This window comes from Streptomyces sp. NPDC001796 (assembly GCF_042892355.1).
In the GTDB taxonomy this organism is placed as follows: domain Bacteria; phylum Actinomycetota; class Actinomycetes; order Streptomycetales; family Streptomycetaceae; genus Streptomyces.
On sequence record NZ_JBIAUC010000017.1, the window covers coordinates 65,442 to 88,083 of the forward strand.

Genomic DNA, 22,642 nt, shown 5'->3' on the forward strand with positions numbered 1-22,642 from the left:
CCGCTTCCGATCGACACAGCCGTGTCCTCCAGTGGCGCGGGCGAAACGCCCGCTGCGCCGTACGGGTGCCCGCGTCCGGCTCTCCGTCGGCGGCCGGAGACTCCTGGAGGAACCTGCGCCAATGGGTGGAAAAAGCGGTCCGGCGGGACCTATTCGCCCCGGCGGCGGTCGGGGACGGCCAGGCCCGGGGCAGGTCTCGTCACAGCACATGTGCTGGGAGGACTCATGGCCGTGGTTTCGGAAGTCGTACGGGAGCGCCTGCGCGCCTGGGGCGTCGTCCGGGTGTACGGCTATCCGGGACAGGGGGCCGACCCGCTGCTCGAGGCCTTCCGCCGGGCAGGGCGGGAGCCGGAGTTCGTCCAGGCACGGCACGGCGAGGCCGCCTCCTTCATGGCCTGCGGGCACGCGCGGTTCACGGAGACGGTCGGCTGCTGCCTCGCGCCGTCCGGGCCGGGGGCCGTGCAGGTCCTCAACGGCCTGTACGACGCCCAGCTGGACCGGCAGCCGGTGGTGGCCCTGCTCGGCGACTCGCCGCGGACCGGCCCGGGGGCACGCCGTCCGCAGGCGGTGCACCTGGACCGGCTGTGTGCGGACGTGTCGGAGTCCTGCGAGGTGATCGTCTCTCCGGACCAGGCGGGGCCCGTCCTGGACCGGGCCTTCCAGACGGCGTCGGCCCGGCGCGGTGTGGCCGTGGTGATCCTGCCGGCCGACGTCCTGGACCAGCAGGCCCCGCCCTCGGCCGGGACGGCGGTTCCGGCGGATGTCGTCGCGCCCGGACCGGGCCGGCCGCTCCTGATGCCGGAGGAGGGGGAGCTCCGCCGTGCGGCCGGCATCCTCGACGAGGGCCGGAAGGTGGCCGTGGTCATCGGGCGGGGCGCGGCGCGGGCCGGGGCGGAGGTCGAGCGGGCGGCCGAGCTGCTCGGTGCCGGGGTGGCGAAGGCGCTGCTGGCGCTGGACGTTCTCCCCGACGACCTGGGGTACGTGACCGGTCCGGCGGGCCGGGTCGCCAGTCCGGCCAGTGAGAGGCTGGTGCGTGCCTGCGACACCCTGCTGCTGGTCGGGGCGGGGCCCCGTGAGGCCTGGCTGCCGCCGGGCCGGTGGGCGGTGCGGAGCGTCGAGATCAACCCGGAGGCGGGCGTGACCGCTCCGTGCAGGCCGGGGGACGTGCGTCTGGTCGGCGATCCGAAGGCGACGCTCGAGGCGCTGCTGCCCCTGCTGCACCGCAAGAAGAGCCGCGCCTGGCGCCGAAGCGTCGAGAAGAGCGTGCGGACCTGGCACGGGAACCGGCGCACCGAGGCCCGGCAGCACTTCGGTCACCTCATCAACCCGGCCGCCGTCGCCACCGAGCTCGCCGACCGGCTCCCCGACCGGGCGCTGCTCACGGCCGACGCGGGCTCCAGCACCGTGTGGTGGGCGCGCCATCTCCGCCTGCGTTCCGGCATGCGCGCGGCGCTCTCGGGGCACCACGCGGCCATGGGCACCGCCGTCCCGTACGCCCTGGCGGCCCGCTTCGCGCATCCCGACCGGCCGGTCATCGCCTTCGTGGGCGACGGCGCCTTCCAGATGAGCGGGATGGCCGAGATGATCACCGTCAAGGACCATCTGGACCGCCTGTCCGGCGGCCCCCCGCTGGTCTTCTGCGTGTTCAACAACCGCGACCTCAACCAGGCGACGTGGGACCGGCGGGCGGTCACCGGCAATCCCCGGCTGAGCGGCACCTCCTCGGTCCCGGACGTGCCCTACGCCGACTACGCCCGCCTGCTCGGTCTGGAGGGCGTCCACTGCTACCGCCCGAAGGACATCGGCGCCGCCTGGGACGCCGCTCTCGCCGCGCGGCGACCCGTGGTCGTGGAGTTCGTGGTGGACGCGGAGACCGAGCCGCCGCGCCCTGCCGGCCTCGCTGAAGAGGGTGCACGCCGACGGTTGCGTGCGCTCCTGCGGGGCCGAAGGGCCTGAGCGGGCGGCTCTGCTGCCGCGGTCGGTTCCGTCGCCCCCGTCACGAGGAGTGTTTCGGCGGCCGGACCCAGCCCAGGGACCGCTCGACGGCCCGCTGCCAGTTCTCGTACTCCCACTCCCGCCGCTCGGGATCCATGTCGGGCAGCCACTGGGCGGCCCGGTGCCAGTTGCGGCGCAGCACCTCCAGATCGGGCCAGTAGCCGGAGGCCAGTCCGGCGGCGTAGGCGGCGCCGAGGGAGACCGTCTCGGCGACCATCGGCCGTACCACGGGAACGTCGAGCACATCGGCCAGGAACTGCATGAGCAGGTTGTCGGAGGTCATGCCGCCGTCCACCTTGAGCTGCTTCAGGGCGAGCCCGGAGTCCGCGTTGATCGCGTCGACGACCTCCCGCGTCTGCCAGCCGGTGGCCTCCAGGACGGCCCGGGCCAGGTGGCCCTTGGTGATGTAGGAGGTGAGCCCGACGATGACGCCACGGGCGTCGCTGCGCCAGTGGGGGGCGAACAGCCCGGAGAACGCGGGGACGATGTAGCAGCCGCCGTTGTCCTCGACGGTGCGGGCCAGGGTCTCGATCTCGGGTGCGCTGTTGATCAGGCCGAGACGGTCGCGGAACCACTGGACGAGGGAGCCGGTGACGGCGATCGGGCCCTCCAGGGCGTAGACCGTGGGATGGGGGGCGATCCTGTACGCGACGGTGGTGAGCAGCCCGTGCCGGGACCGCACGAGGTCGGTACCGGTGTTCATCAGCAGGAAGCTGCCGGTGCCGTAGGTGCACTTCGCCTCGCCGGGCGAGAAGCAGGTCTGCCCGAACAGGGCCGCCTGCTGGTCGCCGAGTGCGGCCGTGATGCGCACGCCCGGGAGTACCGAGCGGGCCTCGGCGTAGATCTCGGCGGAGGAGCGGATCTCCGGCAGCATCGGGCGGGGTACCCCGAAGAACTCCATCAGTTCCTGGTCCCAGGTCAGCGTCCGGATGTTGATCAGCATGGTGCGGCTGGCGTTGGTGACGTCGGTGATGTGCAGACCGCCGTCGGTGCCGCCGGTCAGGTTCCAGATCAGCCAGCTCTCGATGGTGCCGAACAGAACCTCTCCGGCCCGGGCCCGCTGCTCGAGGCCCTGGACGTTGTCGAACAGCCAGCGGATCCGGGGCGCGGAGAAGTAGGTGGACGGGGGAAGGCCGCAGCGGTCGAGGAAGAACTCCTCCCCCGGCCGGTCCATGAGGTCCTCGACCATCGGGCCGGTACGGGTGTCCTGCCAGACGATCGCCCGTCCCAGCGGGGCCCCGGTGCGCGGATCCCACAGGACGGTCGTCTCACGCTGGTTGGCGATCCCGATCGCGGCGACCTGTCCGGGGTCGATACCGGCGTTGGTCAGCGCCTCGGGCACCACACGCTGCAGGTTGCGCCAGATCTCCAGGGCGTCGTGCTCCACCCAGCCGGGCTTGGGGAAGTACTGCTGGTGCTCCCTCTGGGCGACGGACACCAACCGCCCGCGGTGGTCGAACAGGATGCACCGCGTGGAGGTGGTGCCCTGGTCGATGGACACCACATACCGCTCAACCATGATCGGGCCTGCCTTCCCATGCGTGGCCGGGGTGCCCGGACCTACCAGCGGGCCGCGCCCAGGTCTCTGGAGATCGCCCGCGCGGCCTCCCGGAGCAAGGTGATCAGGGCCGGCAGGGGCCGGCCTTTGGTGTCGCAGATCCGCTCGACGGGGCCGGACAGGCCGATCGCGCCCACGACCAGACCGCCGTGCCCCCGGATCGGCGCGGCGATCCCTCCCTCGCCGACGCTCATCTCCTGCACCTCGGCGCCCCAGCCGAGCTCCCGGATCTCGCCGAGCGCCCGGGTGAGGTCCTCCGGACGGACCAGGGTGTGCCGGGTGTACGCCTCCAGTTCCCTCTCCAGCAGTGGTCCCACGGGTGCGGCCCCGAAGGCCAGCAGAACCTTGCCGAGCGAGGAGGCGTGCAGCGGCAGCAGCGCGCCCACGTCCAGGGTCTGGAGCGTGTCGTCCGGCCGGAAGACGTGGTGGACCACGAGCACCTTGCCCTCCAGGGGGGTGCCCAGGCGGACCGCCTCCCCGCTGCGGGCGGCGAGGGCGTCGGCCCAGTTGATGGCGCGCGACCGCAGTTCGTTCACATCGAGGTAGCTGGTGCCGAGGTGCAGCAGGGCCGCCCCGAGCTGGTACTTCCCCGTCGTCGCGTCCTGCTCCACGAAGTCGACGTGCTGCAGGGTGCGCAGGATGCCGTGGGCGGTGCCCTTGGCCAGGCCCAGCGAGGACGCCACCTCGCCGAGTCCGAGCCGACGGGGGCCGGCGGCGAGCAGACGCAAAATCGCCGCCGCCCTCTCTATGGACTGGACCGGGCCTGCCATGAAGCGATCATAGTCCCGATTTGTCCCGATTAAGGACTCGTGTTCGGCAATGCCGACCGCGGTTCATTGACCGGCAACATTTCGGTCCTTAGCGTTCCATCACGCCCGGCTCCCGGCCGAGGGCGCTGCCAGGAGGAGGAAGGCCCATGATCACAGCGCAGCTCAACGCCGCGCCGTGCGCGGAGGTGGAACACGTTTTTCCGCTGCCGTACGCGCCCAGGGCCGTCTCAGCGGTACGCCGACGCGTACAGGCGCTCCTCACCCGCTGGAACGTGCCCCAGGACGCCGCTGACGACGTGCTCCTCGTGACCTCGGAGCTGCTCACCAACGCGTTTGTGCACGCCCTGCCGCCGGCCACGCTGAGAGTGTCACGGGTCCTGGTGGACGGACACGGTGCCGTACGGGTCGACGTGACCGACACGGGGCCCGCGCGTACGACCTGCGAGGTCGACCCGGACGAGCACGGCCGGGGCATCGACATCGTCACCACGCTGTCGGCGCGGTGCGGTGTGCACACGTACCAGGGCGGGACCAGCCGCTGGGCGGACGTGCTCGTGGGGTGAGGGAGCGCGGTCACGGCCGGGGGAACGTCGTCAGGGCCTGGGCGAGGCCCGCGGCGTCCGTGCCGATCTTGCGGTAGGTGGAGGAGAGCAACTGCCTCACGCCCTGCTCGGTCAGATGCAGCTCCTTGGCCACGACCGACGCCGGGTGGCCCTGGGCGGTCAGTTCGGCGGCGGTGCGTTCCTGAGCGGTCAGGGTGTCCGACTGGGCGTAGCGCAGGGGCAGCGAGGGCAGTCCCGCCGCGGACAGCTCCGCCCTGGCCCGGGTGGCGACGCCCTCCGCGCCGCAGTGGACGGGGACCTCAAGCCCGCGGTAGAGCCGGTCGGCGGCCTCCTGCACCCTCGCGCCCCGCAGCAGTGCGGCTCCGTGCCCGACCAGGGCCCGGGCCAGCTCGTACGGCGCCGGTGAGCGCTCCAACTGGGCCACGGCCTCCGCATGGGGGTCGAGCGCGGCGGCGCCGCCGGTCACCTCGGCCTCGAGGTGCAGGGCCTGGCCGATCACGGAAGGCCGCGCCGAAGTCCCGGGCCCGCTTGACGGCCTCCTCGGCCAGGCGCGCCGCGCGCTCGGGGGACCTGGTGGCGAGGGCGGACGCCAGGTCGAGCTGCCAGGGGCACCAGGCCGGATTGCGCCAGGCCGGGGACTCCAGCCACTCACCGACAGCGGACAGCAGCCTCTCCGCCTCCTCGTCTCGTCCCTCCGCCAGGAGCAGTTCGGCGTACACCGTGCGGGGGTCGGGGTAGACCACGGCGCGCGGGACGATCTCGCCGTAGCGGTGCGCTCGGCGACCTGGCGCGCCTCGGCGGTGCGTCCCCGGGCCAGCAGGATCTGGATGAGGATGCCGATCGCGAACCACTGCGCCGGAACCGCCTCCCGCACCCGTTCGGCGATGTGCAGCCCCTCCCGTACCAGGTCCTCCACCCCGGCGAGGCAGCCGCGGCGGTAGCGGATGTAGCCGAGGAGGGTCTGGCCGAGCGCCAGGTGGGAGCCGCGCCAGCCCTTCGCCTCGCACTCCGCGATGCCCCGGGTGAACAGCTCCTCCGCCCGTCGTGGCTGGTCGCAGTACATGAACGTGAGGGCGACGGAGACGGGCACCTCGAAGCCGCGGTTCTCCTCGGTCCAGCTCAGTCCCCCGCGCAGGGCCTTCTCGGCGTACTCCAGGACCGTGCTGCGCGGCTCCCCGCACAGGAGGGCGTCCCAGGACCTCAGCCCGAGGATGTAGCGCTCCTCCAGGTTCCGGCCGGGCAGCCGGGCCGCCAGCCGGGCCAGCCGGCGGGTGCGGGCCCGCGAGTCGGGTTCGTCGGTGCGGCAGGAACTCCACTGGAAGTGGTCGGCCTGCATCCTCAGGCGCGTGCGCGAGTGCGTCGCCCGGCGCGCCTCTTCGGCGGCCACGGCCGCGGCCTGGGCCACCTGGTCGGTGTGCGCCAGCGCCTGTGTCAGCCGGTAGACGATACGGGCGCGCAGCTCGTCGTCGATCACGGGCTCGGCGAGCGCCGCCCGCAGATGGCCGACGGTCGCCACCGGATCGATCAGGAACGTCGCACCGGCAAGTTCGTGGAGCAGCGCGGCACGCTCCTCCTCGGCCGGCGGCTCGCGCAGTGCCCCGGTTCAGGACGCGCCGGGCGGCCTCGGGGGCTCCGGCGCGCAGGTGGTCACGGGCGGCCTCGCGCAGGCACTCGACCGCGTCGGCGTTGCCCTCGCAGGGGACCTCCAGCAGATGCCGGGCGGCCGCGACGGCCCCGAGGCCGGCCGTGCGGAGGGCCTCCGCGGCCGCGTTGTGCAGCCCGACCCGCACGCCGGGCGGGATCGCCCGGTAGACGGTGGTGGCGATCAGCGGGTGAACGAACTCCAGGGCACCCTCGGGGCCCTCCCCCTCCGCCAAAACGCGGGCGGAGCGCAGCCTCTCGACCGCCTCGGCGGCCTGCTCGGTGCCGACCAGCGCGATGGCGGCCGCGAGGTCCCGCGAGATGGAGCTGCCGAGCACGGCCGCGGCCCAGGCGAAGCGGACTGTGGGCGTACCGAGTTGCCGCAGGCGTGCGAGCAGTCCGGGGCCCTTGACCGCGGAGGCCAGTTCCCGCATCAGGGGAAGCTCCTCCCGGGTGCCCTTCACCTGGCGCCGGCCGAGACGGATCGCGAGTTCGACGGTCTCGAACGGGCTGCCGCCGGTGATCTGCCGGCATTCGTCGCAGAACGCGTCCTCGGCGTCCTCTCCCAGTTCGTCCCGCAGGATCCGCGCGACGCCGTCGCCGGTGAGCGGCGCCAGGGTGTGGGGGCGTTCTCCGTGGCGTTCGGTGAGGGGGCCGAACGCGGTCGCCCCGGCGGGAAGTTCTTCCGGCCGGTAGGCGACGACGACGAGCAGTGGCAGGTCGTGGGCCCGTGGCGCGAAGGAGGCGAGCCAACTCAGGGACTCGTCGTCGGCCCAGTGCATGTCGTCCAGGAGCAGGACGACGGGCGCCTTGAGCACCGTCAGGCGGGTCATGACCCAGTCCAGGCCGTCACGGACCACGGTCGGGTCCGGCACCGGTGCCGCGCACTTCGCCTCCAGACCGAGGGCGGCAGAGACGACGTCGTACCAACTGCCCAGCAACTCCCGGCGGTTCGCGCCGTCCATCGTCGCGAGAACGGGCTGCAGGAGCTGCCGGACCACGCGGAACGCCAGGCCCTGTTCGTTCTCGCCGCCCTTGCCGGAGAGGACGGTGCATCCGCGGGCCACGGCGCGGGCGCGCACTTCCGCGAGGAGGGTGGTCTTGCCCATGCCGGCCGATCCGGTGAAGGCGAGCAGTCCGCCCTGCTCTGCGGGCGCGCCGCCGTCGGGGGCGTCGCACAGGTCCGCCAACGCCGAGTCGATCGACTTCAGTTCCCCGTCCCGCTCGAGCAACGTCCGGTGCCCGGTGATGGGTTGCCGTGGTCCGTGCGCCATGTGCCCCGCCGCTTCCTGCCGTCAGCTGTCGGAAGACAGCGCTGAGCGTACGTCCTGGTGGGCGCGGTCAGGAGGCTTTCGAGCGGCATGGCGTATGGAAAGAATGAATCATCAACGACGGCGTTTTGCCCGTCCTCACCTCGGGTATCGCCGCGAACCGGGCTCCTTGCGGGAGCCCGGCGGGGAGCGCCCGTCGAGGCGCCGCCGCCACACGCAGCAGCGCTTCCGTGTCGTACGTCAGCCGACGGGGACGGCCGCGATGTCCGCGTAGCGCGGCACGTCGCGGGACCAGTAGTAGCAGCCGCGGATCCAGCCGGCCATGCCGTCCACATAGCCGAGGGCGGCGGGGCTCGATCGCGGCCGGATCTGCTCGGAGAGCCGCTCGAACTCCCTGATGGCGCGGTTGATCGTTCCGATGGCGAGCCGGGCAGCGGCCGCAGACGCCAGCGGCGGGCCACCGTCGCCACGGCCAGGGTGGCCTCCGCCATGGCGAAGGTGTCCCCGACGCGTTTGCGGCTGCCGGCGGCGAAGGGCAGCAGGGCGCCGGTTGCGCACGGCCGCGGACTGCCCGGGCAGCCAGCGCTCGGGCAGGAACCGGTCGGGGTCGGGGAACGACGCGGGATCGTGGTGCAGGACGTAGGGGCTGTACAGGACCGTCGTCCCCTCGGGAAGCCGGACGCCGGCGAGGTCGGTCTCCTTGGTGGTGGTCCGGGTGAAGAGCCATCCCGGCGGATACATCCGGAGCGTCTCGGTCACCACGCCGCGGGTGTACACCGGGCGCCTCAGCTCCTCCGAGCCGGGCGGCCGCCGCTGGGCGAGCACCTCGTCGACCTCCGCGTGCAGCCGGCGCTCGACCTCCGGATGGCGGGGCAGCAGGGCGAACAGCGAGCCGAGGCACATCGCCGTGCTCTCGACGCCGGTGAGCAGGAGCGTGATCAGCTGGTCGTGGATCTCCCGACCGGTGACCCCCGCTCCCCCACGGCCTCGCTCGGCCTCCAGCAGGCTGCCCAGCAGGTCGTCCCGGGGACGGCCCCGCCGCCGTTCGTCGATGACGGAGTCGACGATCGCGTGCAGGCGGTCGAAGGCGCGGCGGTAGCGGCGGTTGGCGGGCGAGGGGAGCCGGAACAGGGGGGCGAGCGGCACGACCGTACGGACGAACAGGCCCCGGACGAGGGCCGCGAGGCAGTCCCGCAGCTCGGCGACGGTCGCGGGGTCCAGCACGTCGGAGAGCAGGAAACGGCTGGTCACCCGGGTGGTCAGGGCCAGCATCGCCCCGCTCACGTCGGCCTTCTCGCCGGGCCGCCACGCGCCGAGGACGGACTCGGCCTCCTCGCCCATCACCCGCGCGTGGTCGGCGACGCGGGCCGGGTGGAAGGCGGGCTGGATCAGCTTGCGCTGCCGTCGGTGCTCCTCGTGGGCGCAGGTGACCAGGCCGTCGCCCATCAGCGGCCGCAGCCTGTCGTACTGCGGACCGCCCTTGTCGAAGGTACGGGCGCCCATGAGGACCCGGTGCACCAGCTGCGGGTGGCACACCAGCCAGGCACGCTGGGGACCGAGGCGTATCTCGACCAGATCCCCATGACTGGAAACGGAATTCAGAAAGGCCAGTGGGTTCCGGAACAGGGTGATACCGTGACCGACGAATGGGAATATGCCCGGCGCAGTGGCCACCGTCCACACTCGCCGGGTCTGGGGCAGGGAACCGCTCATCGAATACCACCTTCCGCGGTCGACACAGGAAATCGGTGAACGTTCCTCGGACGTGGAGCATGAGTCCTGTCCTGCCCAGTCCAACCCGCTGCCCGCTTCCCGCGCGCTTTTCCCGGGGGGCGCACAGGAGCACGAAGGCGCATGGCACCGGCCACTGTTGATGCCGGCTACACCGACCGGCAATTCTTCCTTCTCCGGATTCGCCGCCGGCTTGACCCGGCCGGGCGCCGTTCCGGGGCCGGGCGAGAGACCATGAGAAGTGACCCGGGAATGCCCCGCCGCCGGGCACCGGGTGACATCGCACTGGTGGGAGGAGGCGGTGCGTGGTGATCACGCGAGTGCGGATGCCGCACCGGCATCTCACGCCACCGGCCAAGTCAGGGCCGCCCCGGGGCGCGCCGAGGCCGCCCGGGAACCAGCGGCCCACGCCGGGGGGCCGGCAGTGGTGGATCGTCCCGCTGCTGTGGGTGGCCTTCCTGGTCGTCATCATGCTGGTGCGCGCCCCGTCGGGGACCCCGCCGGCCCACCTGACGTACAGCGACTTCACCGCCAAGGTCGGTGCCGGGCAGGTCAAGACGGTCGACATCAACGACAAGGGGGCGGTCAGCGGCAGTCTGAAGAACGGCACCAGGTTCACCACCCAGCTGCCCACCGCGCTGGGGACCGGGTCGCTGCAGCAGCAGCTCCAGGCCGAGCACGTCCAGATCACCGCCTCGCAGAGCAGGAGCGGCGGCAACCCGTTCCTGTCGTTCCTCGTCGCCTTCCTCCCGCTGCTGCTCCTGGTCGGCGCCTTCTTGTGGTTCGGGCGCCGTGCCGCGCGCTCGGTGACCGGTGGGCTCAGCGCGATCGGCCGCTCTCGGGCGAAGATCATCGAGGCGGAGCGGCCCACCACCCGGTTCGACGACGTGGCCGGGTACGACGGGGTGAAGCAGGAGATCAGCGAGGTGGTCGACTTCCTGCGCAACCCCATGCGCTACGCGGCGGCGGGCGCCAAGGGCCCCCGTGGAGTGATCATGGTGGGACCGCCTGGCACCGGCAAGACGCTCTTCGCTCGTGCCGTCGCCGGTGAGGCCGACGTGCCGTTCCTGTCGGTGACCGGGTCCGCGTTCGTGGAGATGTTCGTCGGCGTGGGCGCCTCCCGCGTGCGGGACCTGTTCGACGAGGCCCGCAAACGCGCGCCGTCGATCATCTTCATCGACGAACTGGACGCCGTGGGCGCCCGCCGCTCGGGCAGCGGCCACATCGGCGGCAACGACGAACGTGAGCAGACCCTCAACCAGCTGCTGGCCGAGATGGACGGCTTCGACCAGTCCACCGGCATCGTCGTGCTCGCCGCCACCAACCGGCCGGAGGCGCTGGACCCGGCCCTGCTGCGCCCGGGCCGCTTCGACCGGCAGGTCACGGTGCCCCTGCCCAACCAGGTCGAGCGGGCCGCCATCCTGACCGTGCACGCGCGCGGCAAGATCCTGTCCCCCGACGTCGACCTCGGCACGGTCGCCCGCGCCACCCCCGGCTTCTCCGGCGCGGACCTGGCGAACCTGGTCAACGAGGCCGCCATCAACGCCGTACGGGCCGACCGCGTGCTGATCGAGCCGCACGACCTGGACGCCGCCCGCGACCGGGTGCTGCTGGGCCGTCGCGAGGCGTCCAACGCCCTGCTGCCCGAGGAGCGCCACTCGGTCGCCGTCCACGAGTCGGGGCACGCCCTGGTCGCCGCGCTGTGCGAGCACGCCGACCCCGTCGCGAAGGTCACCGTCCTGCCGTCGGGCATGACGCTCGGGGTGACCGAGCAGCTGCCCGAGGCCGAGCGCCATCTGTACAGCGAGGCCTATCTGACGGATCTGCTCGCGGTGCGGCTCGGCGGCCGGGCGGCCGAGCTGGTGGTCTTCGGCGCGGGCTCCAGCGGCGCCGCCAACGACCTGGCCGGGGCCACCCAGATCGCCACGCGCATGGTGCGGGACTTCGGTCTGTCCCCGGCGCTCGGCCCGGTCGGCTACGCCGCCGCCGGCCCGCACTACCTGGGCGAGACCCCGGAGGACTCGATCCGGCAGCCGTACTCGGAACAGACCCAGCGGATCATCGACCAGGAGGCGGCACGCCTGCTGCGCGAGGCCGAGGAGCGGGCGACGGGGCTGCTGCGGGAGCACCGCCGGGCCCTGGACCGGCTCGCCGGGCTGCTGGTCACCCGCGAGACCATCGACGGCTCCGCAGTCCTGGAGGTCCTGAGTCAGGAGCGTGAGCAACTGCGGGAGGCGGACGGAAACCTTCCGGAGCACGCGGTCCAGGATCTACGGGCCGCGGCGCCACCGGTCCGCGTTCAGGGAGAAGTTCCCGGGCAGGAAGATCAGGGCGGCGCCGCCGGGACCGGCACCACCACCGAGACCGGGACCACCACCGGCACCGGAACCGGCACCGGCTCCTAGCCGCTCACGCATGGGGGTCGTGCGGCACCGTGATGACGGGGCAGTGGGTGTGGTGCAGCACGGCCCGGCACACGGAGCGCGGGGGCGGATGCCTCGGTCGGCACCTTGACGGGGTCCGGGTGCGCGTGCGCGCCCGGACCCGTCGCTCAGGCCGCGAGGGCGTGACCGGGGTGCAGCACCACCTTGGTGTAGCCCTCGATCCTCTTGTCGAACTTCTCGTACGCCTGCGGCGCCTGGTCCAGCGGCAGTTCATGGGAGACCACGAAGCTGGGCTTGGCCCGCCCCGCGATGATCAGATCACGCAGCTGGCGGTTGTACCGCTTGACGTTGCACTGGCCGGTGCCCATCTGCTGGCCCTTTTCGAACATCCGGCCGATGGAGACCAGCAACTGGCCCCGCTTGGCGTGCTCGTCCGGCCCGCCGGGGTCGGAGGGCACGTACAGGCCCGGGACACCGAGCATGCCGGTGGGCCGCACCGTCTCCACGAGCTCGTTGAGGACGATGGCGGGTTCCTCATGGCTGGCGTCGTGCGCCTGGGCCTGGTAGCCGACGGCATCCACTCCCTTGTCGGTGCCCTCTCCGTTCGTCTGCTCCTTGATCTGCTCGGCGGGGTCGCCCTTGGTGAAGTCGATGGGAATGGCCCCGATCTCCTCCGCCTTGGCGAGCCGCTCGGGCACCCGGTCGACGGAGAACACCTTCGACGCCCCGCGCAGCAACGCGGAGTAGGCGGCCATCAGACCCACCGGTCCGGCACCGTAGACGGCCACGCTCTCACCGGGAGACACCTGGGCCAGTTCGCATCCGTGATAACCCGTCGGGAAGATGTCGGCGAGCAGGACGAAATCGGTCTCGAACTCCTCGCCGGGTGGCAGTTTCAGGCAGTTGAAATCGGCGTAGGGCACCTTCAGCCGCTCGGCCTGGCCACCGATGAACGGGCCCATCGCCACATACCCATAGGCGCCGCCGGCGAATCCGGGATTCACCGTGAGGCAGAATCCGGTCTTTCCGGCGAGGCAGTTCTTGCAGAATCCGCAGGCGACGTTGAAGGGCATCACGACCCGGTCACCCTCGGACAGGGAGGTCACGCCGCTGCCGACCTCTTCGACGATGCCGAGGTTCTCGTGTCCGAAGACGATGCCTGACTCGGCCGCCGTGCGGCCCTCGTACATGTGCAGGTCCGAACCGCAGATCGCGGTCGACGTGACCCGTACGAGCACATCGTTCGGGTGCTCGATCCGGGGATCCTGGACATCCCTCACAGCCACGCTGAAGGGCTTCTCGTAGACGACGGCTTTCACCTGCGTCACCTCCGCGTCGAACGCCGGCTGACGGTGGCGGGACGGAGCCGCTACCGGGGGAGGCACTACAGGCGCGGGCCCTCGGCTGTGCCGTGGCCCCGTTCGCGCTCTTTCACCGCCGGACACTTCCAGAAAACGCCCGTACGGCAGGGGCCGCAACCCACGTCGCGGCGGTCCGCCGCGGGGTCCTGCGACCAGCTCTCCGGACCGTCCCCGTCGACGGGTGACCGTGCCACGGCGCTTTCTCCCTTCCCTTCTGCCGTCCCGGAGCAATCCGCACCTTTCTCGAAACGTCTCACCATGCGAACGCGCTCTTACTCCCCGCCGCAGCATCTCGTTCAATGGCTTTTCCGCCGGCTTCCGTCAGCGAGAGGAGACGCGCCGTGGGTGAACATGTTCACGTGCGTATCGGAAACGGTCTGAGTGTGAGCGAGAACGGCGAACTGATCGAGTCGTCCCGCTGCCGCTGTGGCGCCACCTGGACCAGGACGTACCGGGTGGACGAGGACGCGCCCGAGGAGTGACGGGAACACGGGACCGGCTTTTCGCTCACGCGACGACGGCGCCCGCCCCGGGTACGGGCAGGCCCAGGCGGGACAGCGCACCGCTCAGCCAGGCCGTCAGCGCGGCGGCCGCCGGCACGCGCGCGTCCTCCCCGGGAGCCTCCGCCCCGGCGTCCTCGCCCCCGGCGGGCAGCCAACCCGCGTCGGCCATGCGCTGCGAGAGCGGCTTCAGCGTCCCGTGGAGGAGCGTGGCGGTCGCGATGGACGCCACAGTGGTGCACCAGCCGACGGGGCCGAGCGGAGTGGACCCGAAGAACCGGCTGATGCCCGGGGTCTGGACGATGCCGACGAGCACGGCGGCCGAACCGAGGGTGGCGGCGAGCACCTGGAGGTCCGCCCCGCCGCTGGTGAGGGTCTGGGCGAGCTGGGTGCCGACCACCGCGACCAGCGCCACCGTGGCGGCGCGGCGGCGTGTGCCGGTGAACCGGGCGGCCGTCCAGGCCAGTCCCGCGCCGAGCGCCGTGGTGAGCCCGCGCTGCACCATCTCCTGAGTGAGCGAGGTGCCCAGCGACTGGTGCGGTCCTTCCCGGAGCAGTTGCTCCCCGGTGCTCTCGGCCGGCGTGCGGACGGCGATGGACAGCGCCGGGGCGAGGTCGGTGAGAAGGTTCACCAGCATGATCTGACGGGCGCTGAGCGGTGAGCTGCCCGCCGCGGCCGAGGCGAGCACGCTGAAGGTGACCTCGCCGAGGTTGCCGCCAATCAGGATGGCCAGCGCGGTCCTGACCGAGGTCCACATCGCCCGGCCCTCGGTGAGCGCGGCGACGATCGTCTCCAGACGGTCGTCCCCGATGACGAGATCGGCCGCGGCCGTCGCCGCGGGCGTGCCGCGCCGCCCCAGGGCGATGCCGACGTCGGCGAGCCGGATGGCCGGGGCGTCGTTGGCGCCGTCGCCGGTCATCGCCACCACGCGGCCGAGCCGCTGGAACGCCTCGACGATACGGACCTTGTGGTGCGGGGTGCACCGCGCGATCACGTCCACCGTGGGCAGCAGCGCGTCGAGTTCGTCGTCGTCGAGCGCGTCCAGTTCCGGCCCCGTGCGGACCTTCTGGTGCGGCTCGCCGGTGACGGATGCCGCGATGGCCTCCGCGGTGGCGGCGTGGTCCCCGGTGAGCAGGACGGTGTGCACGCCCGCCGCGCGCAACCGGGCGGTGGCCGGCGCGGCTGAAGGGCGTACCGGGTCGGCGAGGACGACGAAGCCCACGAAGACCAGGTCGCGCACCGTGTCGTCGGTCAGCTCCTCGCCCTGGCCCAGGGTGCGTTCGGCCACTGCGAGGACGCGGCGGCCCGCGCCGGCGAGCTCCTCCGTGGCCCGGGCGAGAGCCCTGCGCCCGGCGTCGTCGAGCGCGCTCTCGGCCCCGTTCCGGCGTCTGCGCCGGCAGCGGGCCAGTACGGTCTCCGGGGCGCCCTTGACGCTCAGCAGGGCGGAGCCGGCGGTGCGGCCCACCGTGGCGTGGTAGGCCCGGGACGGGTCGAAGGGCAGGGTGCCGGTGCGCCGCCAACCGGGCGCGCCGCGGCCGACGGACACCCCCGCCCGCCGGGCCCCGGCGTCCACCGCCCGGTCGGTCTGGTGGGCCATCGGCTCGGACTGACGGGCGGCGGGAGTGGCCCGGAGCGCCGCGGACAGGATCGCCTTGTGCCGCGCGCCCAGCCGGTCCACGGACACGTTCCGCTCTCCGTCGCTGACCGCGACGAGTTGGAGGTTGCCCTCGGTGAGGGTGCCGGTCTTGTCGAAGCAGAGCACATCGGCCCGGCCGAGGGCCTCGATGGTGCGCGGGTTGCGGACGAGGGCGCCCTGCCCGGCCAGGCGGCGGGCGGAGGCCAGTTGGGCGGCGTTGACGAGGAACGGCAGCCCTTCGGGGACCGAGGCGACGGCCAGGTTCACCGCGGAGGCCAGGCTCTGGGCGAGCGGGCGCCCGTGCAGCAGTCCCGCCCCGGCCACCGCCACCGCGGACGCCGTCGCCACGGGCAGGCTGGCCTTGGTCAGCGACGACAGCCGCGCCTCGACGCCGGTGACCGGTGCGGCCTCCCGCGCCGTGGCCATGGTGCGCCCCACCTCGGTGGCCGAGCCGGTGGCCACCACCACGGCGACCGCCTCGCCGGCGGAGACCGTGCTGCCCTCGTAGAGCATCGAGGAGCGCTCGGTGAGTTGCGCGGCGACCACGGGGGCCGGGGTCTTGGCGACGGGCAGGGACTCCCCGGTCAGTGACGACTCGTCGACCTCCAGACCTTCGGCGTGCAGCAGCCGGCAGTCGGCGGGCACCACGTCCTCGGGCCTCAGCACGACGACGTCCCCCGGGACCAGCTCCTCGGCGGTGACCAGCCGCTCGACGCCCCCGCGCCGCACCCTGGCCCCGACCGCGGAGCGGGCGGTCAGCTCGGCGAGGGCACGCTCGGTGCGGACCCTCTGCGCACCACCGACCAGGGCCGAGGTCGCGGTGACCGCGGCGACCAGTGCGGCGTCCGCACCGGACCCGACGGCGGCGGCCAGGGCGGCCCCGCCGGCGAGCACCGGTGTCAGCGGATTGGCCAGTTCCTCGACGAACGCGGAGAGCAGGGTGGTGTGCGGCGCGGCACCTGCCCCCGAGGGGTTCTTGGCCCGCGCGGCGGCCTCCTCCGGGGAGAGCCCCTCGGCGGACGTCCGCAATCTCTCGAGGACCCGCACGGCAGGCATCAGGTGCCAGGGGATGGTCGCCACGGAGGGGGTGACGGGGCGGGAGCAGAGTTGCCGGGCGCGCCAGACGCCCAGGCAGAAGGCGATCGCGCCGGCCGTGTTGCACGCCGCCTGCCCGCGCGAGCACGCCTCGGCGGCCGGTGCCCGCAACGCCGCCACGGCGCCGATGCCGCTGCCGCCGGTGGACAGCACGGCGCTGTCCCGGTCGACCCGGCGAGCCACGCCGACGCCGGAGAGGATCAGCGCGACCGACTCCAGATCGGTGCCGACCAGCAGGTGTGCGCCCCAGGCCGGCGGCTCCCCGTCCCGGTGCACGCCGATGCCGCAGTCCGACGCCGCGAGCGCCCGGCGGTTGCCCGACACCAGCAGCACCACCGCGCCGTCCGCCTGCAGGGCGCGCACCGACGCCACCAGATGGCGCCCCGCGGGCACCGTGGCGTCGGCGAAGCCGAGCCGCGGGTCGGTGCGGTCGCCGGCGAGGACAACCCGGATCTGGGAACGGCGGGCGGCCGCGACGAGGGCCTGCGCGCCCGGAAGCGTCTGGGTCGCCACGCCCGCGACGGCCATCAGGCGGCGCCGCAGGACGAGTCCCAGCACCCGTTCGCTGCCCCGGGACCGCAGCCGCTCGGTGGCCCGGCCCCCGGTGCGGCCGGCCGGCTCCAGATCCTCCAGCGGGCCGAGCACCCAGCCTTCGCCGTCGCGCCGGACTCGTGTCGGCGCGGCCGGGTCGAACAGGGCGAAGAGCCGGTCGGAGCACTGCTCGGTGTCGGAGCCGTCGAGCGGCACCAGATCGGTCAGCTCGTACCGCCCGCCGCGCAGCACGTCCACGTCCAGCACCACGGTGTCCACCTGGCCCAGGCGGCGCAGCGCACTGCGGTCCATGGCCACGACTCCACGCAGTGCGAGGAACCGACCGAGGCTGGTGGCGAAGCCCTCCCGCCCGGCCTCGGGAGCCTTCGGCATCCCGGCCAGCGCCACCGCGAGCGCGCGCCGCGGACCCGCGTACGGCGCGGTCAGGGCACCCACGGCGGCGCCCGCCCCCAGGGCCCGTTCGGCGTAACGTGCCGTCACGTCGCGGTGCGCTCGCGGCCGTTCCACGACGACCGGCTCGGCCTGCGCGTCCTCCGGTCCCCGCACCAGTCGCGGCTCCGCGTCCGCCCACGCCTCGAGGGCCGCGTTCGCCTCCCGCCACTGCGCGATGCGCTGCGCGGTGTCGAGCATCAGTCCTCCGCCACGGGTGGCCAGGCCCTGGACGAGCGCGTTGACCGTCAAAACCACCGACTCAGGGCGTTCCAGTTCCGTGAGGCCCGATGTGACCAGCCGGCGCAGCCAGGGGTGGCACTGGACCGCGGTGGCCAGCGCCCCCACCTCCGCCGGCAGCGGTGTCCACGGCGACAGACGGGTGGCGACCGTGAGGAGCAGGCCCGCGATGTCCGCGGCGAGGACCGGGAGTGCGGGCCGGCTGCGGGGCGCCTCGCAGGGGTGGTGCGGCCCGGGGCACCATTCGTCGTGCTCGCCCGGCTCCGCGGTGGCGGCGGCTTCGTGGGCCTCGGCGTGGGCGACGATCCGGAGCAGTTCCTGCCGCGACGGTGGCGGCGAGGCCAGTTCCACGACGACCCGTTCCGCCGGTGCGTTCACGCGCGCCCACAGCACCCCGGGATGCTCCTCCAGAGCGCGCTCCACCATGCGGCCGACCCGCATACCACCGGGACCGTGCACGCCGCGGAGCCGGATGTGGCAGCGGCCGGGGCGGGACCACACGTCCCGCCGGTCGAGGCCGAGCAACGTCACGGCCGCCTCCACGGCACCCCGGGCACCGGCGGCCAGGCCGTGGGCCAGCGGGCCCGGCAGTGGCAGACGGGTCCCTGACAGCAGCGACATCCGTGCCACCTCCCGAGCGGGCCGGTACTCGTACGGATCCGATCATCGCGCGCACGGCGAGCGCCCGCCCGGCGGGCTGATCCGAACGGCTTCCCGGCTCGCAGACCCCTTGTCCCGCCGGTACCGTCTGCCTCGGTGGGGGGCGATGTCCCGGACCCACGAACGGATGTGAACCGTGACCACGCCGAAGACCGCGCGAAAGTCCACGCAGAAGCGCCCGGTGAAGACCGCTCAGAGACGCACTCTGACGAGCAGCACGAAGGCGGGGCAGCCCTCCGCCGCGGCGCGCACGAGGCAGCGCTCCGCCGCCTCGTCGGCCGTGCGACGGCCGGTCGCCGGACAGCCGGACGCGACACAGCCGACCACAAGACAGCCGACCGGAAGACAGCCGGCGACAAGGCCGGCGACGACACGACAGGCGGCCGCGACACCGTCGAGGACGAGACAGTCGACGAGCCAGGCGACGACGAGGTCGTCCGCACGACAGTCGTCCGTGAAACGGCCGGTCGCACGACAGTCGTCCGCGAAACGGCCGGTCGCACGACAGTCGTCCGCGAAACGGCCGACGACGAGACAGGCGACCACGAGACAGGCCGCAGCGCGACAGGCGACCACGAGACAGGCGACCGTGAGGCAGGCCGTCGCGACTCGGCCGGTCGTACGGCAGTCGGCCGTGAGACGGCCGGAGAGGAAGCCGCCCGCCGCCTCGGGCGGGCGCACGATCACGCTGACCGTCCCCTCGCTCGGCGAGGCCGCCACCTGGGCGGTCGACGCCGTCGCGGTTCCGGTTGCCGCCGCGCGCCGGGTCCTGCCCGCAGCGCACGGCCTGCCCCTGTACCTGGGTCTCGGCGCGCTGGCCGTCGTGGGCGCTCTCGAGGCGCCGGTGGCTCTGGGGCTCGGCATCGGCTACGCCGTGCTCCGGCACAAGGGGCCGCTCGCCCGGTTCTCCAGTTCGAAGTGACGGCGGACGCCGCGGGCGCGGGACGGCGGGCCCTCGGCCGGTCGTCCGCCCGCCGACGGACCTTCGCCTCCCGGACACCGTGCCGTCACACCGGGCGGGAACGTTGCTCGCGTCCCCCTGCCTCGCCTTGCGTCCGTCCGCCGCGTAGCCGCGGGAGTGATGGGGAAGGACGATGTGCGCCGTGTCCCTGCTCCCGCTCGACGACCTCTCCCGAACGCTCCCCGCCCCCGCCCGCTCCCTTTCGTACGCGCGCCTGGCCCGCCGCGCCCTGAGCCTGGTCCCGCTCCTGCTGATCGGGGCGTGGGCGGCGGCCGACTGGCGTGCCGTGCGCGACGGCACGGCACGGTTGGCTTCCGCCGACCCCTGGTGGCTGCTGGCCGGGGTCTTCTTCACCTGCCTGGGCTGGGTGACCGCGGCGTGCGCCCGCCAGGGCGCCGTACCGGAGCGGCTTCCGCCGCTGCCGCTGCTCGCGTCCCAGTTCGCCGCCGGGGCGGCCAACCACGTGCTGCCGGCGAGCATCGGCGCCCATGCCGTCACCCTGCGGTTCCTGCAGGCCCGCGGCATCCCCCTCGCCCGGGCCACCGCTTCCCTCGCCCTGTACTCACTGGTCAAACCGATCGCGAAAACGCTGGTGCTCCTGGTCTTCGTCCTGGCGTTCCCCAAGATGCTGAGGCTCGGCCGACTCGTCCCGGACGAGGGGACGTTGCTCCTGGTGGCCGCAGGGGCGACCCTCGGTGTCGGCGCGGCCGCAGTGCTCCTGACGGCCCTGCGTCCGCTGCGCCGGGCGACGCTCGGCTTCGCCCGCACCGCCCTGACCGACGCGCGGCTGCTGCACACGCGGCCCAGCCGGGTCCTGGCCCTGTGGGGCGGTTCGGCCGCCGCCCCGGTGCTCCAGGCGAGTGTGGTGGCCTCGGTCGGTGCGGCGCTGGGCCTGCCCGTGTCCTGGCCGCAGATGATCTTCGCCTTCCTTGCCGCGAGCACGGCGGCGGGGGCCGTCCCCGCACCGGGCGGCATCGGCCCGGTCGACGCGGCGCTGGTGGTCACCCTGGTCGCGTACGGCGCACCGGTGGACCTGGCCACCGCCACCGTGATCGGCTACCGGGTCCTGACGGTCTGGCTGCCGCTGCTCCCGGGCGCCTTGGCCCTCGCGGCCCTGGTGCAGCGCAAGGTGCTGTGATCCGGGGGAGAGCCGTCAGGGCGCAGCGGGGTCCCCCCGTGCCGTCCCACGTTTGTCCCCCCGCCCCCCGATCACCCGTCATGCATCGGCGGGGCACCCAAGGAGCGGGAGGATGATCGCGGAGCGGGCCGTGAAACTGATCCGGCAGGCCGTGCACCACATGTGGGACCGGCTCAAGACGTACGACCTGGTCCGGCGCGGCCGTGAACTGGAGCTGATGCACCGCGCCCTCGGCTTCGCCACTCTGGCCCTGGTGACGCTGGCGCCCCTGCTCATCGTGGTGGCGGCCGCCGACCCCCTGGCGCACGGGGGCTTCACGACGTGGCTGGTCGACGGCATGGGGTTGTCCGGCCGGTCCGCGCACGTGGTCACCGACATCACCACCGCGCCGCGCAAGGTGATCAGCGCGACCAGCGTGTGGGGCGGGATTCTGCTCGCCGTGTTCGGGGTGTCCTTCGGCGGGAGCGTCCAGAACGGGTACGAGCGGATCTGGAACCTGCCTCCCGGCCCGTGGCACCGCATCTGGCGCCAGGCCACCTGGCTGATCGTGCTCACCGCCTACCTCTACCAGGAGGTGCAGACACGTCTGGCGTTGCACGGATGGCTGCGGGTCGTGGCGTCCCTGGCGACCGGCGTGCTGTTCTTCTGGTGGGGCCAGCGCTTCCTCCTGGGCGGTCAGGTCCGCTGGCGACAGCTGCTGCCGGGCGCGCTCGCCACCGTGGTCGGGCTGATCGGTCTGCGGGTCTTCTCCTATCTCGTCTTCACGCCGCTCATCGTCAGCAACGCGGTCAGTTACGGACCTCTCGGAGTCGTCCTCGTACTGGAGTCCTGGCTGACCGGTGTCGGGTTCGTGGTCTTCGGCGGTGCGCTGTTCGGCCGCTGGTTCTGCGAACACCACTGGCGGTCGCACATCACGCACTGATCGGTCCGCCACCGCACCTGCCGCGGTTCAAGCCGGCCGCACCCCGTACACGCGGTACGGCTCGGCGTCGGCCCACTTGACGTCCAGTCCGAGCCCCGGGCGTCCGGTGTCCGGTCGCAGGGCGCCGTCCGCGGGCGACAGGGTGCCGTCGAACAGCAGGTCCTCTACCCGTACGTGGTCGTGGAAGTACTCCAGGTGCCGCAGCCGTCGTACGGCGCAGAAGGCGTGCGCGGACACCGCCGGGGCGCAGTGCGCCGACAGGTCGAGGTCATGGGCCGCCGAGAGGCCCGCCACCTCCAGGACGCCGGTGATGCCGCCGCAGCGGGTGACGTCCGCCTGGAGGCAGTCCACCGCGGGGCGCTCCACGAGGTTGACGAAGTCCCGCATCGTGTAGGCGTACTCGCCCGCGGCGATCTCGAGTCGTTCCGGTCCGCGCTCGCGCAGCAGGCGCAGTCCTTCCAGGTCGGCGGAGCTGACGGGTTCCTCGAACCAGCGCACGTCCCACTCGTCGTGGAAACGGCGCGCCCAGTGGAGCGCCTCCTTGCGGCCGAGCGCTCCGTTGGCATCGGTGAACAGCTCGGGCTCGTCACCGATCGCCTTGCGCACCGCGGTCAGCCGCAGCGGGTCGCGCTCGGGTTCCCGCGAGGTCTTCAGCTTGACGCGCGGGATGCCCTGCTCCACCCATCCGGTGAGCTGGTCGGTGAGGCGGGCCGGCGAGTAGTTGGTGAAGCCGCCGCTGCCGTAGACGGGCACGCGGTCGTGGTAGGCCGGGAGCAGCCGGACCAGGGGCAGCCCCAGCAGCCTCGCCTTGAGGTCCCACAGCGCCACGTCGACGGCGGACACCGCCATGGCTCCGACGCCCGGACGCCCGGCGTTGCGGATCCGCACGCCCATCCGCTGCCACAGGGCCGGCGGCGAGGTCGCGTCCTGGCCCTTGATCGCAGGCGCCAGCTTGGATTCGACGAACGAGGCGGCCGACACGTCCCCGTAGGTGTACCCCAGTCCGGTCCGCCCGCCGGCGTGGACCCGGACCAGGACGACCGTGGTGGACTCCCAGTCCAGCGTTCCGTCCTGCTCCTTGCCGTCCGGGCCGTCGGTGGGCACCTCGAAGGCGTGCACGTCGACCGCGTCGATGCGGAACTCGGCCGGCGCCGGGCCGTGGGTCCCGTGGTCAGTCCCCGTGGTGGCGTCCAACGTCATGTCTGCTCCCTCGCCACGCACCTCTGCCGACACGA

Annotated in this window: 14 protein-coding genes and 1 pseudogene; 6 read left to right on the plus strand and 9 right to left on the minus strand. The window is 73.2% G+C overall.

Annotated features, from left to right (window positions below; genetic code table 11):
• Positions 1-225: 225 nt before the first annotated feature.
• The gene (locus ACFYZE_RS27765) at positions 226-1,956 is read left to right on the plus strand and encodes a thiamine pyrophosphate-dependent enzyme (protein ID WP_388999572.1); all 1,731 of its coding nucleotides are present in this window, start codon (positions 226-228) and stop codon (positions 1,954-1,956) included.
• A 40-nt stretch (positions 1,957-1,996) separates the two neighbouring features.
• Here the strand turns inward: ACFYZE_RS27765 and glpK are convergent, their stop codons facing one another.
• A complete protein-coding gene (glpK, locus tag ACFYZE_RS27770) occupies positions 1,997-3,514 on the minus strand; it encodes a glycerol kinase GlpK (protein WP_388999575.1) in 1,518 nt (505 codons plus the stop codon).
• A 41-nt stretch (positions 3,515-3,555) separates the two neighbouring features.
• Positions 3,556-4,323: an IclR family transcriptional regulator gene (locus tag ACFYZE_RS27775; protein ID WP_388999577.1), complete on the minus strand. Its 768-nt coding sequence runs from the start codon at positions 4,321-4,323 to the stop codon at positions 3,556-3,558.
• 146 nt (positions 4,324-4,469) lie between these two features.
• On the opposite strand from ACFYZE_RS27775, the gene ACFYZE_RS27780 reads away from it, so the two are divergent.
• Positions 4,470-4,886: an ATP-binding protein gene (locus ACFYZE_RS27780; protein WP_388999579.1), complete on the plus strand. Its 417-nt coding sequence runs from the start codon at positions 4,470-4,472 to the stop codon at positions 4,884-4,886.
• A gap of 10 nt (positions 4,887-4,896) precedes the next feature.
• Here the strand turns inward: ACFYZE_RS27780 and ACFYZE_RS27785 are convergent, their stop codons facing one another.
• The 3 genes and pseudogenes from ACFYZE_RS27785 to ACFYZE_RS27795 all read right to left on the minus strand — a co-directional run bounded on the left by ACFYZE_RS27785 (position 4,897) and on the right by ACFYZE_RS27795 (position 9,511).
• Positions 4,897-6,402 (minus strand): helix-turn-helix transcriptional regulator, encoded by a 1,506-nt coding sequence (locus tag ACFYZE_RS27785; protein WP_388999582.1) that lies wholly within the window; start codon positions 6,400-6,402, stop codon positions 4,897-4,899.
• Positions 6,403-7,288: 886 nt separating this feature from the next.
• Positions 7,289-7,801 (minus strand): annotated as a pseudogene (locus ACFYZE_RS27790) (AAA family ATPase); the annotation flags it as partial.
• Positions 7,802-8,038: 237 nt separating this feature from the next.
• A complete protein-coding gene (locus ACFYZE_RS27795) occupies positions 8,039-9,511 on the minus strand; it encodes a cytochrome P450 (protein ID WP_388999584.1) in 1,473 nt (490 codons plus the stop codon).
• Positions 9,512-9,834: 323 nt separating this feature from the next.
• Between ACFYZE_RS27795 and ftsH the strand changes: the two genes are divergently transcribed.
• Entirely contained in the window at positions 9,835-11,934 is a 2,100-nt protein-coding gene (gene ftsH, locus ACFYZE_RS27800) for an ATP-dependent zinc metalloprotease FtsH (protein WP_388999586.1), read from the plus strand.
• 146 nt (positions 11,935-12,080) lie between these two features.
• Here ftsH and ACFYZE_RS27805 read toward each other — a convergent pair whose 3' ends face one another.
• The 3 genes from ACFYZE_RS27805 to ACFYZE_RS27815 form a co-directional block, all read right to left on the minus strand.
• Complete coding sequence (locus tag ACFYZE_RS27805; protein ID WP_388999589.1) at positions 12,081-13,232, minus strand: glutathione-independent formaldehyde dehydrogenase; 1,152 nt, start codon at positions 13,230-13,232, stop codon at positions 12,081-12,083.
• A 549-nt stretch (positions 13,233-13,781) separates the two neighbouring features.
• Positions 13,782-18,347 (minus strand): HAD-IC family P-type ATPase, encoded by a 4,566-nt coding sequence (locus ACFYZE_RS27810; protein WP_388999592.1) that lies wholly within the window; start codon positions 18,345-18,347, stop codon positions 13,782-13,784.
• A gap of 231 nt (positions 18,348-18,578) precedes the next feature.
• The gene (locus ACFYZE_RS27815) at positions 18,579-18,962 is read right to left on the minus strand and encodes a hypothetical protein (protein WP_388999595.1); all 384 of its coding nucleotides are present in this window, start codon (positions 18,960-18,962) and stop codon (positions 18,579-18,581) included.
• Positions 18,963-19,020: 58 nt separating this feature from the next.
• Here ACFYZE_RS27815 and ACFYZE_RS27820 point away from each other — a divergent pair, with 58 nt between their 5' ends.
• From ACFYZE_RS27820 to ACFYZE_RS27830, 3 genes are all read left to right on the plus strand, one after another.
• A complete protein-coding gene (locus tag ACFYZE_RS27820) occupies positions 19,021-19,308 on the plus strand; it encodes a hypothetical protein (protein WP_388999598.1) in 288 nt (95 codons plus the stop codon).
• 181 nt (positions 19,309-19,489) lie between these two features.
• On the plus strand, positions 19,490-20,485 hold the full coding sequence (locus ACFYZE_RS27825; protein ID WP_388999601.1) for a YbhN family protein: 996 nt from the start codon (positions 19,490-19,492) through the stop codon (positions 20,483-20,485).
• Between the two features lie 160 nt (positions 20,486-20,645).
• A complete protein-coding gene (locus ACFYZE_RS27830) occupies positions 20,646-21,407 on the plus strand; it encodes a ribonuclease BN (RefSeq protein ID WP_388999772.1) in 762 nt (253 codons plus the stop codon).
• Between the two features lie 27 nt (positions 21,408-21,434).
• Here ACFYZE_RS27830 and ACFYZE_RS27835 read toward each other — a convergent pair whose 3' ends face one another.
• Positions 21,435-22,607, minus strand: a complete 1,173-nt coding sequence (locus tag ACFYZE_RS27835) for an enolase C-terminal domain-like protein (RefSeq protein ID WP_388999604.1) — start codon at positions 22,605-22,607, stop codon at positions 21,435-21,437.
• Between the last annotated feature and the right edge of the window lie 35 nt (positions 22,608-22,642).